Annotated in this window: 17 protein-coding genes; 12 read left to right on the top strand and 5 right to left on the bottom strand. The window is 53.8% G+C overall.

Annotated features, from left to right (window positions below; genetic code table 11):
• Positions 1-2: 2 nt before the first annotated feature.
• The 3 genes from IB274_RS03200 to IB274_RS03190 all read right to left on the bottom strand — a co-directional run bounded on the left by IB274_RS03200 (position 3) and on the right by IB274_RS03190 (position 2,024).
• On the bottom strand, positions 3-500 hold the full coding sequence (locus tag IB274_RS03200; RefSeq protein ID WP_138525106.1) for a SprT family zinc-dependent metalloprotease: 498 nt from the start codon (positions 498-500) through the stop codon (positions 3-5).
• A 170-nt stretch (positions 501-670) separates the two neighbouring features.
• Positions 671-1,267, bottom strand: a complete 597-nt coding sequence (locus IB274_RS03195; RefSeq protein ID WP_088419777.1) for a Yip1 family protein — start codon at positions 1,265-1,267, stop codon at positions 671-673.
• A 160-nt stretch (positions 1,268-1,427) separates the two neighbouring features.
• Entirely contained in the window at positions 1,428-2,024 is a 597-nt protein-coding gene (locus IB274_RS03190) for a DNA-J related domain-containing protein (protein ID WP_192430626.1), read from the bottom strand.
• Positions 2,025-2,586: 562 nt separating this feature from the next.
• Here IB274_RS03190 and IB274_RS03185 point away from each other — a divergent pair.
• Both IB274_RS03185 and IB274_RS03180 read left to right on the top strand, forming a co-directional pair.
• Positions 2,587-3,828, top strand: coding sequence for a hypothetical protein (locus IB274_RS03185; protein ID WP_192430625.1), 1,242 nt, complete (start codon positions 2,587-2,589; stop codon positions 3,826-3,828).
• A 160-nt stretch (positions 3,829-3,988) separates the two neighbouring features.
• The gene (locus IB274_RS03180) at positions 3,989-5,116 is read left to right on the top strand and encodes a reverse transcriptase family protein (protein WP_192430624.1); all 1,128 of its coding nucleotides are present in this window, start codon (positions 3,989-3,991) and stop codon (positions 5,114-5,116) included.
• An 88-nt stretch (positions 5,117-5,204) separates the two neighbouring features.
• Here IB274_RS03180 and IB274_RS03175 read toward each other — a convergent pair whose 3' ends face one another.
• Both IB274_RS03175 and IB274_RS03170 read right to left on the bottom strand, forming a co-directional pair.
• Positions 5,205-6,326: a hypothetical protein gene (locus IB274_RS03175; protein ID WP_192430623.1), complete on the bottom strand. Its 1,122-nt coding sequence runs from the start codon at positions 6,324-6,326 to the stop codon at positions 5,205-5,207.
• On the bottom strand, positions 6,323-7,504 hold the full coding sequence (locus IB274_RS03170) for a hypothetical protein (RefSeq protein WP_225614625.1): 1,182 nt from the start codon (positions 7,502-7,504) through the stop codon (positions 6,323-6,325). The genes IB274_RS03175 and IB274_RS03170 overlap by 4 nt, the downstream gene beginning before the upstream one ends.
• A gap of 642 nt (positions 7,505-8,146) precedes the next feature.
• On the opposite strand from IB274_RS03170, the gene IB274_RS03165 reads away from it, so the two are divergent.
• From IB274_RS03165 to IB274_RS03120, 10 genes are all read left to right on the top strand, one after another.
• On the top strand, positions 8,147-8,362 hold the full coding sequence (locus IB274_RS03165) for a DNA-binding protein (RefSeq protein ID WP_192430622.1): 216 nt from the start codon (positions 8,147-8,149) through the stop codon (positions 8,360-8,362).
• Positions 8,363-8,629: 267 nt separating this feature from the next.
• Positions 8,630-8,959 carry a lysogeny maintenance protein PflM gene (gene pflM / locus IB274_RS03160; protein WP_192430621.1) on the top strand — a complete coding sequence of 110 codons (330 nt, stop codon included), beginning with the start codon at positions 8,630-8,632 and terminating at the stop codon, positions 8,957-8,959.
• A 3-nt stretch (positions 8,960-8,962) separates the two neighbouring features.
• Positions 8,963-9,190: a hypothetical protein gene (locus IB274_RS03155; RefSeq protein ID WP_192430620.1), complete on the top strand. Its 228-nt coding sequence runs from the start codon at positions 8,963-8,965 to the stop codon at positions 9,188-9,190.
• A gap of 227 nt (positions 9,191-9,417) precedes the next feature.
• A complete protein-coding gene (locus tag IB274_RS03150; protein WP_192430619.1) occupies positions 9,418-9,846 on the top strand; it encodes a DNA-binding protein in 429 nt (142 codons plus the stop codon).
• A 15-nt stretch (positions 9,847-9,861) separates the two neighbouring features.
• Positions 9,862-10,083: a hypothetical protein gene (locus IB274_RS03145; RefSeq protein ID WP_192430618.1), complete on the top strand. Its 222-nt coding sequence runs from the start codon at positions 9,862-9,864 to the stop codon at positions 10,081-10,083.
• Position 10,084: 1 nt separating this feature from the next.
• Complete coding sequence (locus IB274_RS03140; RefSeq protein WP_192430617.1) at positions 10,085-10,336, top strand: hypothetical protein; 252 nt, start codon at positions 10,085-10,087, stop codon at positions 10,334-10,336.
• 13 nt (positions 10,337-10,349) lie between these two features.
• Positions 10,350-10,601: a major capsid protein gene (locus tag IB274_RS03135; RefSeq protein WP_192430616.1), complete on the top strand. Its 252-nt coding sequence runs from the start codon at positions 10,350-10,352 to the stop codon at positions 10,599-10,601.
• 139 nt (positions 10,602-10,740) lie between these two features.
• Complete coding sequence (locus tag IB274_RS03130) at positions 10,741-11,952, top strand: hypothetical protein (protein WP_192430615.1); 1,212 nt, start codon at positions 10,741-10,743, stop codon at positions 11,950-11,952.
• A gap of 4 nt (positions 11,953-11,956) precedes the next feature.
• Positions 11,957-12,313 carry a DUF2523 family protein gene (locus IB274_RS03125; RefSeq protein WP_192430614.1) on the top strand — a complete coding sequence of 119 codons (357 nt, stop codon included), beginning with the start codon at positions 11,957-11,959 and terminating at the stop codon, positions 12,311-12,313.
• Positions 12,314-12,320: 7 nt separating this feature from the next.
• A complete protein-coding gene (locus tag IB274_RS03120; protein WP_192430613.1) occupies positions 12,321-13,604 on the top strand; it encodes a zonular occludens toxin domain-containing protein in 1,284 nt (427 codons plus the stop codon).
• The last annotated feature ends 93 nt before the right edge of the window (positions 13,605-13,697 follow it).

Raw genomic sequence — 13,697 nt, 5'->3', positions numbered from 1 at the left:
CATCACTCGCGGCGGGTTTCGCCGGTGAAGATCAGCGTCGCGCGGCAACGCCGGCAGTAGTAGCGGCGGCCCTGGGCGACCAGGTTGTGGCGTTGGGCGGAGAAGGGGAATTCATTGCCTTCGCCGCAGTGGCAGCGATACAGGTAGCGGGTGGAGCGGCGGCGCTTGATCTCGTAGGTATGGCAGCGATCGGGCGGCAGGCCGTAGATGCCACGCATGATCAGTTGCCACTCCTCGCCATGCGGGCGAATGCGCGGGCCGAACATCTGGTGGGCGATCAGGTGGGCCACTTCATGGGCCACGGTCTGCTGCAGGAAGTGTTCGTGGTTTTCCCGGTACAGCTGCGGGTTGAAGCGCAGCAGGTTTTCATCCAGGTGGGCGACGCCGGCCTTCTGGCCGCGTAGCCGGAAGCTCACCTCCGGGCGGGGAAAGCGCCGCTGGAAGAAGGCTTCGGCCTGCTGGTAGCAGGCTTCGACGCGAGCGTTGAGCTGTTCAGGCATACAGTGGTTCTCCGACGGGGGCAGATTATGCCGCAGTCGGAGCGCGGGTGGAGGATTTCTCGCGGCCACTCGTCCGGGGGCGCAGGTTCAGGCAAGGCGGGCGAGTTTCGGGCAAGCACGCAAAACAAAACCGGGCCGCTAAGGCCCGGTTTTCCGTTCATGTCGTGCAATCAGGTGTATTCCGGGCCGACGCCGCTGCCCCAGAGGATGACCGACAGCGCCATCATCGCCACCAGCACCACCAGTCCTACCGCCAGCACCGAGCTGGAGAACAGGAACCCTTCATCCTTGTGAATGTTCATGAAGGTCGGGATGCCGACGTAGAGCAGGTAGACGGTGTAGCAGATCGCGGCGGTGCCGATGATCATGCCCAGCCACAGGTGCGGGTAGAGCGCCGCCAGGCCGCCGATGAACAGCGGAGTAGCGGTGTACGCGGCGAATACTATGCATTGGGTCAGCGATGGCGACGCGTCGTAGGTGCGGGCCATCCAGTGAATGAAAGCGCCCATGATGGCGACGCCGGCGAGCATTGCGATGTAGGTCATGATGGTCAGCTGGATCGCACTGGCGGCCGTCAGCTTGACCGGTCCCGCGCTTCCCAATACCCAGCCCACCTGCGTGGTGCCGATGTAGGCGGAAATGACGGGGATGGCAGCGAGGATCAGGACGTGGGTCAGGTACATGTGGCTGATGGATTCTTCCTCGCCACGGATTTCCTGCCACTCCTGATCGGGATGGGTGAAGAGCCCCCACACATGATGGATCATGTCAGCATTCTCCTCTTCTTATAGAAGGTCGCCCCCCAGCGAGGCGCCGAATGCGCGTAGCCAGCGTCATCCGGTGCCCGGCCGACCTATGCGACCTTAAGTCGCAGTATAGGAATGGCTGCAGGCCACGTCGTCCGCGGGGTTAGAGCAAATGGAAGTTTCAGGGGCGGCTGTAATAGCGCTCCAGAATTTCCATGGCCTTGTTGATCGACTGCAATCGAGTGGTGCTGCCGCCCCGATCGGGGTGGTGCTGGCTGACCAACTGGCGGTAGCGCAGCTTGATCAGCGCGTAGTCCACCGGGCCGTCTTCCAGCTCGAACAGGGCCAGCGCCGCAGCCTTTTCCTCGTTGCCCTGCATGCGCGTCCAGAAGCTTTTCAGCAGCTTCTCCACGTCGCGCTCGGTGGTTTCCTTCAGGTGCTTCTCGTTTAGGTAATAGGCGCGCAGGGCATCCTGTTCGCCGAGCGCCTGCGCGCCGCTTACATAAGGAGAGAGACGGATCTGCAACGGGCCGATCTCCAGATGAGCGGCGTTCTCTTCCCATAGCCGGTCGCGCAGGCGATACAGCGCGTTGAACACCAGGAAGTGGGTGCGGAACAGCACCAGCTTGTCGGTCAGCGGCAGGTTGGGCACATGCGTGGAATGCCGTGCCTTCAATTGCTGGATCAGCTGGAATTCGGAGATTCCTTCAGCCGCTTCCTGCAGCAGCTGCAGGAGCTGGTCCGTCAGGTCGAGGGAGGGTTCGAGATCGGGCGTCATGCTGTCAGATTAGCAGTAGGCCGATAGAGGGGCTGGGGTACGCGTCGCTTTGCGCGTAAAAAAGCTAGCTGCAAATTTTAGGCAGGCAGCAATGGATAGCACTCGATATTTCGGGGCTTGAAGTTGAGGTGTGCCTAGAATGCTTGGACAGATTTGGATAGCGATGGACTGCGATATCGACACTTTTTCGACACCTTGGTAGGGCCGGTTTTCGGTTTTCGGTTTTCGGTTTTCGGATGGTAGAAATTCGGCCATTTTCAACAAAACTGAGACAAGGCCTACACCAGCGGCACCGATTGATGTTTAATTTCGGAGGGTGGCAATGTGAAATCGCTGCATGAGAAAAGCCTATGCCTGGGCTGACCCATTGCATCTCGTCTTCGGAGTTTATAGTGCTGAGGATAAGGGGGATGCACTGCCACTACATACCATTTATTCAATAGCAGGAATATTGTTTTTTGTAATTCGCTAGTGGATTATGTCATTCGTTCGCTTTAGGTAGTGCAAGCTTGGGTTGATATTAGATATTTTTTTATTGATGCTGTGTTTTTAGGGAGTGCTGATGCGAGCTTTTCCTGAGGTGGACTTTTGGTTAGAGCAATTCAATCAGCGTCCTGATGACTATCTGCTTGCAAAAGAGCTTTTCGATAAGATTATTTATGTGGATCATTTGGATCTGAAGGTCCACTTGCATTTAAAGTTGGATCAGCTCCGTTTTAAAAGTGTTCCCTGTGCTGTTTATGTTGAAAGGGAACTTCAGAAAACTAAGGCGTTATTGCCTCCTGCAATGTACAAAGAGGAGAGAGTAAAGGTCAAAGGAAAGAAAAAGTATTCGCTCAGGGCAAGGGGCGCCGCAGCTCAGGCTGTTCAGTCATTAAAATACAAGCAGCAAGAAATTGGTAGTGAAGGGATACTTGCGCAGGTGTTGACAAAGCAGTGTGAGAAATTTCCTGAAAGTTACATGTTTCAGCCTACGGCAGAGGAAATAAGGGCTAGAAAAGTTAGAAAGATAATTGTTGTAACTGATTTTATTGGAAGCGGTGATAGGGTAGCGTCAATGCTATCGTCTCTGTGGCGTGTAAGATCAGTTAGGAGCTGGGTTTCTTTAAGGTTAATTAAGATATATGTGGTATGTGTAAGTGGTACTGATGTTGGCATAGCTGCGGTGGAGAGACACTCTTCAAAGCCGGTAGTTGTAAAGGGAATGGAATGTCCGACTATATATAATTCTTTCGATGGAGGAAGATCCTTTGAGATGTTGGATCTCTGCAACCGCTATGGTGGCTTCTCTCCTGAGCCGTTAGGTTATAAGAATGCCGCTGCATTAATAGCATTTGAGCACTCGGCGCCGAATAACCTGCCGGCGATATTTGTTAAGTCCTGTGCTCAAAAGCGAAATCACTGGGATGCATTGTTTTACAAGCGATCTACTGAGTTTCTATGGGGTATTCATGACAACATAGATCTGTGTGTCATGGAAGCCTTTCAAGCTCTAGGATTGGAAGGCATAGTTTTAAGTTGGAAGTACAAGAGTCTTGGGCAAGTTGAGAGGTATGCTGTTTTGATAACTGCTATTTCGTCTAAAGGCTATAGCACTATAAATGAGCAGATCCAATATAGTGGGATTCCTTTTAGGTGCTTTGATCTTGCTCTTTTGTACGCAGTTAAAGAGGGATGGATAGGGCCTTCGGGACGGGTTTCGAGAAAAGGTAGAGCCATGGTGAACGACCTTTCCTCAAATTTTTTAGTGGAAAACTCGCCTCCTTCATTTTATTATCCTCGGCAGCTGAGAGCTCCGTTTTAGCGGAATCTAGAATCCTCTAGTAAATAGAGGCTGTAGGAGGCAGGATATGCTGTCCGAAGGAAGAACTGACGCTTCATGGGAGGATGTGTGCCTCGAGCCTACGCAGGCGATGTCTGGCGGTCGCGAGGCGCACTTCCGCCCTTGGCGGAACCTAAGGTAGATGACTCGCTGGAGCTCTCAGCTCTACATAAAAGAAGGTAGATCAAAAGATGTGCCTCGAGATATCCTGCGGGATGCTGCTAGAACGGCAGAGCTACTAATATCTCCTGATCTACCTCCTGTATTTACTTTACGGCACATCGCTCATTTGACAGGAGTGCCGTATAACTTTCTTCGAGAAGTTGTTTCGCGTAGCAGTGATCCCTATCGGGTTTTTAAACTAAAGAAAAATAGCCCGAATTTGGTGGGTCGGTATCGTTATATTTGTGCGCCGCACCCAAAGTTACTGAAGGTCCAGCGTTGGATAAATCGTGAGATTTTGGAAAGTTTGCAGCCTCATGAAGCTAGTTATGCATATACAAAGGGGGCTGGTGTTTTAAAGGCCGCTGAGGTCCATTCGGGCTGCAGATGGATGATTAAACTCGATGTAACTAATTTTTTTGAGTCTATTCTTGAACCTCGAATATATAAGATTTTTCGAGGCCTTGGATATCAACCGTTAGTCTCGCTAGAGCTTGCGAGGTTGTGTACTCGAGTGCGGCCGTATGGTAATCCAGTTTATAGGAATAAACAGGATGCTAACCTTCCGGGCTTGCCTTATATGGTTGCAGAAATAGGTCACCTGCCCCAAGGTGCAGCCACTAGTCCGTTGCTATCTAACTTGGCAGTCTATGAGCTGGATAAAGAGTTGTCTTCATACTCCATAGAGCATGAATTAACCTACAGCAGATATGCTGATGATATGGTTTTTTCGTCTGAGGCTAAGTTTTCTAGATCAGCCGTATTAGTAATGGTTCACGAACTTTATGATATTGTTCGGAAACATGGGCTTTGGCCGAATAGAGTTAAGACAAAAATTGTATCGCCTGGTGCAAGGAAAGTTGTTCTCGGTCTTTTGGTGGACGGCAAAAAACCTCGCCTTACATCTGAGTACAAGCAAGAGGTAAGAACCCATCTTCACTTTCTTCTTCGCGAAGATATTGGAGTCGAGAAGCATTTGGTGAAGAGAGGGTTTGACAGTAGATTTGGGCTTCGCAACTTCTTGTTAGGGAAAATTGCATACGCCCAGCATATTGAGCCAAAGTGGGCGGGTGAGATGCGGAATATGCTTCACTTGGTGAAGTGGTGAGCAATTATTAATTTTTCAATTTTCTACAGGTGCTCATAGCGAAGGAAAGTGCGAGTATGAGACCAGTTTATTCTGGTCTCATTTTTTCCTATATTTGTTTTGTAAGGTGCTGGTTGTAGATATAGGTAATGCAGCCCAAGGTGAATTCAATTAATGCCTGCCAGTCCTCATTGTCACAAAGTAGCATTTCATCTGGCCAGAACTGATGAGCAACTTGATTGCGAAGGGCGTAATATTTTTCTGCGGCCTTGCTGACATAAGTAAGGCGCATGTTCTCATCATCTTCAATCGATGGGGCTAGTTCTGTTGAAAAAGGTTTGCAGTGACTAAATAATTCTATGAAGGAGCCATAATTTGACGTTGAGTATTCTCGGAATAGCTTGCTAACCGAGTCGCGCTCGACCCGCTTCCATCCAAGCTCTTTATGACAGTGTCTTGCAAAATCCAAGACTTTTATATCTAAAGTTCCACCTGCTTGGCGCAGTTGTTGAAGAAGTGACTTTGCTCGCGGTAAAACATATACAAATTCAAGTGTTCGATAAATTTCGAGGAATGCGTGCCGAAGTAGTGGAGTGGACATTGACTCGAATAAGTTATATTCGATAAGGTTCTCTTTTTCTTGTAGAAATATCTCCCTAATTAGCTCTAGTGAACGTTGAGATAGTTGGGTTTTATTATTTAAGGTAGGGTCAAAGGTGCAGAGATAGTTCGCAACATACTTACCAGAAGTGGAGCTATGAAATATGGATGCGTCGTTAAGCTTGAATACTGATATCCCTTCTATGTTCTCCTTGAGTACATCAAGCGCAACACCCTCTTTCGAAGCTGCAGGTCCGGCAATATATTCCTCGATCCAGAGAGGTTCTATATTCTTGGGTGAGACCCCTAGGCGGTTTGCGAGGAAAAGAAATATACTGCCGGGAACATCGATAACTTTAATGGTTTTTTCACTTTGATCTTCCAGGTGTTCTATTTCTTCTTCGGAGAGTGAGAAATTTAGAGCGATGCAATAAGAATTTTCATGTAAGAAATCAAAGGCTTTTGCACCGCTATGGGATTGCCAGCTGTCGCCAGCTACTATCTCTCTGAGAGCCTCGGCTTCTTCTGAAAAGTTTTCGGGTTTACTAATTCTCCCTGATACTGGATTTCCATTAGGGTCTAAAAATTTGGAGAGCAAATCTTGTGAGAGTTCAATCAAGCTTTTTGTCATTTATACGCAAACCAGCAGGGAGTTAGAGACTCAAGGCCTTCTGCGTTCGAAAACATATGCTCAAATGCTCTGAAGAATAGCTCTCGCTCGTACTCACCTATACGACCTGATCTAGCAGATATCTTCTGGTTTAGTGTTAGATAGTCGATGAACTCGTCTTTTTGAGTTGCGGAATCTATCTTTCTCACTATGTGCTTAATATTTTCCTTTAGGGTCTCTAGCTTTTTGTCCAGGTTCGCGAATTCGAAGGGATATCCGGGTTTCCCTAGTAAATGTTGGGCTGCGGCAGCCGAGAATCCGATACTTGCGGGAGCACTTGTGAAGATGTCGCGACCTTCTTTGAATCGTGTATTCGAGTCGATATATTCAGATAGCGTTGCAGTTTTCGAGAACGCGTGATCTAGCTCAGCAAGCAATTTCATTGTCTCAATAAACGCCGGAAGGACGTTTTCGTTTGCTGTAGCTTCTGTAGCCTCCATTCGGGCAAAGTCTTCGGCAACCTTTTCTTTTATCTCGATGTGTGGCTTTCTTGAGGTGAATGCAAGAAATAATTCCACTACCCGAGTAGATCTGTATTGTCCGGCTGCACTTCTACGCTCCTTTTCATCAATGTTGAAAACATCAATGCTGGGCACGTGTTTCTCTATTTCAATCAGAACCTGTTTATAAATGGTTTCTAATTGTCGTTTTATATCCCAAGGCACCTGTCCGGTGTTTAAAACCAGCATTCGATACACGAGACTGTCAATGCTTTCGGCTAGCCAAAGATCAATTCGAATAGAATTGCAATGACCGCCGGAGGGGGCGTCCTTTAAGGCAGAGTCGAGTGCTGTTGTTCTTTGCATTCCATCTATTATTGAAAGACTTTGTCTATCAATGCTTCGTACAAGCTCTGTGAACTCGTCATTTGAAGAGCAGCTCATGGCTTGTCTGAAAATTGACTTTGGGACGACCGCTCCGATAACAATAGGCGGAAGGATTGCGCCTTTTTGGATATCGTCGATCATTCTCTTTCGAATATTTATTCCAGTTTTGGTCTTAAGCGGTGCACGTTGCCCTGAAATTCCGCCGTTATCTTTGTATACGTCAGCCACTAAATTTAGATATTCATGGACGTCGAGTCTTCCAAGTCCAGAAATACATTTTACTCGTGTGTCTTCTAGAAAAATTGGTTCCATTGTTTTTTCTCTTTAGTGGTGTTCTAGTTCAGCTATGCTGACGATCATGTCGATGGGAGTGGTCTTTCTTGATTGTGTAAATAGATGTGCTCAACGGAGGGGCGCAAAGTTTCGAGACGTTTCATTTGTTGTCCTTGGGTGAGAATTTCAATTAGTGCGAAGACTAATTGCCTACAAGGCCTACCCTTTTTTTCCTTTGAACCACGTGAGGGCCGCTCTCCTTGTCAGCTCTATCCCCCGTGGGCTCCGTTTAAATGCGCCTGCGCCTCGTCGTACTCCGGACTTGTTTGCCCGGACTCGGGAATGATCTTTCCCGTATTTAACCACAGCGCGTATTGAGGATAGATCGTAACCAAGGCCTCTAGCTCCTGGGTGCTGACGCGCGTGCGCTTGTCGTATCTGACGGTACGCCACCGGGTTCCGCTGATCGTCGTTTTTCGGACCAGATCATCGATGGTGGCCTTATCGATAATTGTTCTAATACGGCTATCTATTGATTCCATAATGGTATTGTACATTACACATGTATAGCTCGCCTTCCGCACAGGCTTAGCGTATATTTCGTTTGTAGATTACAAATGGCTTATACGGAGCCATCCGCAATTTCCCATAAATTGAGTGATCGTAGCGTAGGGGGAGGTTATGGAACAGAACGGAGGCAAGGTTTCTATCGAGGCACTCAAAAGCGCTCCCGTGCTAATGCCGTGGCGAAAATTCGCCTCTTGGATTGGTATGGATGAAGGCGTGGTGGAGGGCTGGATCCGTGTGGGCTACATCCCGCGAATCAAGATCGGCAACCGCGTCATGGTGAATGTGGCGCTGTTGAGTCGCCGCCTGCTGGAACAGGAGGGCCTCTAATGAGCCTTCTTTCTCCGCTCAGTGCTCAGCGTGTTCGGGAAAAGCTCGCCGCTGCACGCCTGTTTTTCCGCCTGATGCGCAATGCTCTGGCTGATGGCTTTGTAGATGCAGCGCGCCGATTCCATGAAGAAGGGCGAATGGAGCTTGCCTCCGCACGTTTGACCGTCGAAGCCAACCGCGATGACGACATTCTTCCTTCTATGCGGTGCCTGTTCTCCCGCGCCGTGATTCATCCGCGTCTGCCGACTGATCGCGAGGTGACTTCCGATGCTGTCGAAGTACGTTCGTCAACCTCACGCCCCGGACTGCGACTGCTCTGTCTGCTGGTCCCGTCGCGAACTGGCGAAGCCCGATCGCTGCCAGTCCACACGATGCACCGAGTGCCGCCCTACGCGAGTCTTCACGGTCGTTACCACGATGGCCAAGGTCGCTGGAGTGTGGCGCTCGATCCACTCGACGTACCGGGTGGAACCGGGTTTTACCTGCGCGAAACACATGCCCGCGCTCCGTCCACCGAAGTACTGGCACGTTGTGTACGACAGCGGCGAGCCGACACCCTTCGTGCCGATCCGCGAGCCATTCGAGCTGGAGGCCTGAGTCATGCATGCTGACGCCACCTTCTGCGTAAGTTTGCTGTTTGCCCTCCTGACCTGTGTTGGCTTTCCCCTGATGTGCGTGGCCCACGAAATTTCGAAGTGGGCCGACCGCAACAAGTGCACCCAGGCCAAACCGGTCCAGGGCCGCCGCACCGGCTTGTCCGAACGCGCTTTCCCGTTCGGACAAACGGAGCGCCGGGCGAAGCGCACCCTTGACCGTCCCCCACCCTGAATAGCCTCCGCTCGGGAGTGAGGGGCAGCACCACCGCCCCGCGCTCCTGAGCCCTCGGCGGCGAGAGCGGGATGACAAGGGCAGAGCCCTTTGTGTTGACCCCACTCACCGCAAGCACCACCGCAAAACCCAGGCACCACCACACCCGCTGAAAGACGGCCACCAACGCGCCTTATTTGCAGTAGCGGGCCAACTCATGCCCGAAAAAGGCAAAAGGAGAACTACCAATGAACATGTTTGCGACCACTGGCGGAGTCGTTGAACTGTGGGTCACTCAGACCGACACCTTCACCTCGAAAACCTCCGGCGAAATCTACGCCAGCGTTCAGGCCATTTCGCCGATCCCGGATGGCGCTCGCGGCAATGCCCGTGGCTTCGAAATCACCCAGTACGACATCGAGCCGACTCTGCTCGACGGCATCGTCTTCGAGGGCTCTCCGGTGCTGTGCAAGTTCGCCACCGTTGTCCGCCCGACCAAGGACCGCTTCGGCAACACCAAGAACACCCAGGTGCTCACCGAACTGCTCGCCACCGGCAAGGACGTGCATTCCCCTGCACCGAGCCGTCAGCCCCAAGCACAAGTCCAGCGCCCAACCCAGCAGCCGGCCAGCGACAAGCCCGCCGCTGACAAACCCTCCGACAGCAGCAAGTCCTGACGGGAGGGTAGGTAGATGAAAGCGCCGCTCCGTTTCGCCTTCGGCTGGGTGCTGTACGTGGCAATTCTCTGCGCCGTATCGCCTGCCGTGCGTGCGGTGCGCGAGTTCCTCGAACCCTACCCGCTGGATTCCGTGATCGCTGTGATTGCGGCTGCGTTCGCCTTCTTCGCCCTGTGGTGGTTCGTCCTGCGCTCGTTCTGGTGCTGGTGCGACCGCCCGCGCAAGGAGGCCCGCTGACATGTCAGGCGTGGTTGCCATTCAGGTCTGCACCAGTTGGGCGTCCACGACGGACGGCCTGATGCGCTGCCAGCAGATCGAGTGGCAACAGGCCTATCTGATTCCGCCCGAGGCCGCTGGAGCAATTGAAATTCTGGTCAACGGCGGGTTCTCCCTGGAGGCCTTCAGCATCGGTGCTGCGGGCGTTCTCGGGGCATTCGTGACGGGGCTTTTAACTGGCTGGGTCGCGTCACTTCTTCGTAAAGCCAAGTAGAGAGGAAATACCCATGAAAGGCATGAAACAACAGATCGCCAAGTTCAACCCGATCCGCTCGTTCCGCAACGTCTGCATCGCCGGCACCGTCACCGCCGTGACTTCGGTTCCGGCCTTCGCCGCCAGCGTCATCGACACCAGCGCGGTCGAGCAGGCCATCACCGACGGCAAGGGCGACATGTCTAACATCGGCGGCTACATCGTCGGTGCCCTGGTCATCCTGGCCGTTGCCGGCCTGATCTACAGCATGTTGCGCAAGGCGTAAGTGCTCTGGTCGGTGTGGTTGGGGGCGTTCTTCGCCGGCGCCTTCATCACCGGGTACCGCTGCGGCGAATTCTTTTGACTGCACTGATGTGCCGAACCTGGACCCCGCTTCGGCGGGGTTCTTTTTTGGAAAGCCCGCCATGAATTTTCGGCTGATCCTCTCCGTACTCACGCTGCTCCTGGGCGGCTTGTCCCCCATGGCGTTTGCAGCCACCTACCAATGGAAGATCACCAGCACTGGCAGCATTTACAACAGCCCGCTGGAGGCCTGCGATTCCCGCTTGGGCGTCATGCAGGCAACGGGCAACTACACCGGGGAGCGCAGCGGCTTCGACCGACGCTCACCCACGCAGTACTACTGCTCCTACTGGAACAGCAGCGGCAAGGTAAACATCAGTTCGTGGCTGATTGATCGGATCGGGGACAGCTGCCCGACAGGCCAGGTCTACGACGACACTGAAGGCGTCGATAAATGTGTTGGCGAAAAACCCACTGACGCCGAGTGCATAACTCGCGGTAACTACACCAAGACCATCCAGTTCTCATACAACGAGGGTGGCGCTGTCTTTGAGGTAGACCCCGAAATCAAAGACGGCTGCATCTACGAGCCGGGCATGCCCGATAGCTGCGATGAGAACGCCTGCACGGTGGACATGATACCGGTCGGCAACGACGACATGTCCGATAACCCGGACAACCCTGACCAGCAGTTGCAGGACTACCTCGATCAGCTGGCCAAAGAGTTCGAGTGCAAGAAGACCGCGAACGGCACGGTCGGCTGCACGGGCGCGCAAACCACACCTCCCGATATCGACCCCGACGACAAATGCCCGGACGGCTTTTCGTGGTCGGGCTCGGCGTGCTTCCCCACTACCGGTGGCGGCAACGAAAACCCGGACAACCCCGGCGGCAATACCGGCGGCGGTAACTCTGGTGGCGGCGATGGCGGCACTAATCCCGGCACGGGCGGCGGGGACGGTGACGGCGATGGCAGCAACTCAGGCGGTGGCGGCGGCAATGACGGCACCAACGGCGGCAAAGGCCCGAAAGAGTCCCTGGAGCAACCCAAGCAAGGCAGCTGGGATGAAGCGCTCACCACCTGGGAAGCGAAGGTCGCCGAAGCGAAAAAGGAGTTCTCCGAGAAGATCAAAGAGAACGCCGACCAGCTCAAGGGCGTGTTCGATCTGAACCTCGGCGAGGGCGGCGGCAAGCTCCCCTGCGACACCTTCGTGGTCTGGAAAAAGTCCGTCAGCCTCTGCTTCACCGAGTACGAAGAAAAACTCTCCTACCTGCGCTACGCGCTGATGTTCATGGCATCGGTGTTGGCCGCCTTCGTCATTCTGAAGGAGTGATCACATGGAATGGCTATCCAGCTTCTTTGACCAGATCGTCCTGTTCCTGCAATGGATCTGGAACTTCCTCACCCAGGGGATCTACGACTTCATCAAGGATGGCTTCGTGGTCGCCACTCAGTGGGCCATGTACAGCGCGCTCCAAGGTTTTCTCTTCCTGCTCGACGTCAGCTACACCGTCGCCCGCGAGCTAATCGACAGCCTCGGCGTCTCCAACATGGTCCGCTCCATGTACGCCACGCTCCCTGGTCCGCTCGCGGCTGCGCTGCAATTCCTCGGCGTACCGCAGGCCCTGAACATCATGTTCTCCGCCCTGGCCACGCGCTTCTGCATGCGCTTCGTGCCGTTCATTGGGAGGTGAGTGAGTCATGTCGATCAAGATTCACCACGGTCCGAATGGCTCGTACAAAACCTCCGGCGCAATCCAAGACGATGCCGTTCCCGCGCTCAAGGACGGCCGCGTCATCATCACCAACGTCCGGGGCTTCACCCTGGAGCGGGCCTACACCGTGTTTCCCGACCTGCCGAACACCGCGCAGATCATCAACCTCGATCTGGAGTCGCTGGCCGATCTCGAAAAGATGCGCACGTGGTTTCAGTGGGCACCGCGGGGCGCGTTCCTGATCTTCGATGAAACCCAGTTGCTGTTCCCCAAGTCCTGGCGCGAGAAAGACCTCGAGAAGTTTGACTACCCAGGCGGACCCGAGGCGGCGCACGAAGCGGATCGGCCCATGGGCTGGCTCGATGCCTGGACCCGGCACCGTCACTTCAACTGGGACATCGTCCTGACCACGCCGAACATCAGCTACATCCGCGACGACATCCGCATGACCTGCGAGATGGCCTACAAGCATTCCAACCTCGCGGTCATCGGCATCCCTGGTCGCTACAAGGAGGCCCAGCATGACGCCCAGCTCAACCGACCACCCGCTGACGGCACCATCGTCGAATACAAGCGAATCAAAAAGCAGACCTTCCGCCTCTACCAATCCACCGCCACTGGCAAAACCCAGGACACCAAAGCCGGCAAGAGTCTCTTCCGGTCGCCTAAGTTGGTTCTTTTACTGGCACTGCTGGCCGGCACTATTGGCTTTGTCAGCTATATGGGACCTCTCAAGGTCGTCGGTGGCGGCGCTCAGCAAAAACCTGATCCTGCCCATCCTGAGCAAGGCACTCCGCCTCATCCTCAAGGGCCTGCTGTACCTGCTCAAGCGCCTGCTGCTGCGAATCGCGCTCTTCCTGCTGGTGCTGTTTTTGGCCAATCAGGTGTTTCGGCTCTTCCACTAGCTGAGCATCCCTTTGCGGGCCGGCAGATCGCCGTGGCGGCCCGCGTCAAAGGGCTGGTGAAGGGCATGCAGCGCGAGATGTACATGTTCGTCATCACCGATGCCGAAGGACGCCGGCTGATGCTCAATTCGTGGCAGATGGGCGAGTCCGGCTACGGCGTGAAGGCCCGTTCGGAATGCGTCGCCGAACTCACCTACGGCGAGTACCACGAAACCATCGTCTGCGCCGGAGCCTTCCCCAAGCCGGCAGCCGCTGCACCGCCCACCATCGCCGCCGCCCCAGCAGAGCCCACAGCGCCCGCTCAGACGACGCTCACTATCGTCCCCGACTCCGAATACCCCGCACGCCCCTGGAGGACCCAATGACTCTGCACGGCCTGATCAACGCCCTTGGGCTGCTCGCGTTCGCGTATGCGCTCGGATTTCTCACCGCACTGCAGGTGATGCAGCCGGTGGCGG

It is taken from the genome of Pseudomonas sp. PDM18, from assembly GCF_014852585.1.
Classification (GTDB): Bacteria; Pseudomonadota; Gammaproteobacteria; order Pseudomonadales; family Pseudomonadaceae; genus Pseudomonas.
Note: the sequence above shows the minus strand (reverse complement) of the source record. Positions and strands in the feature narration are given on the sequence as shown.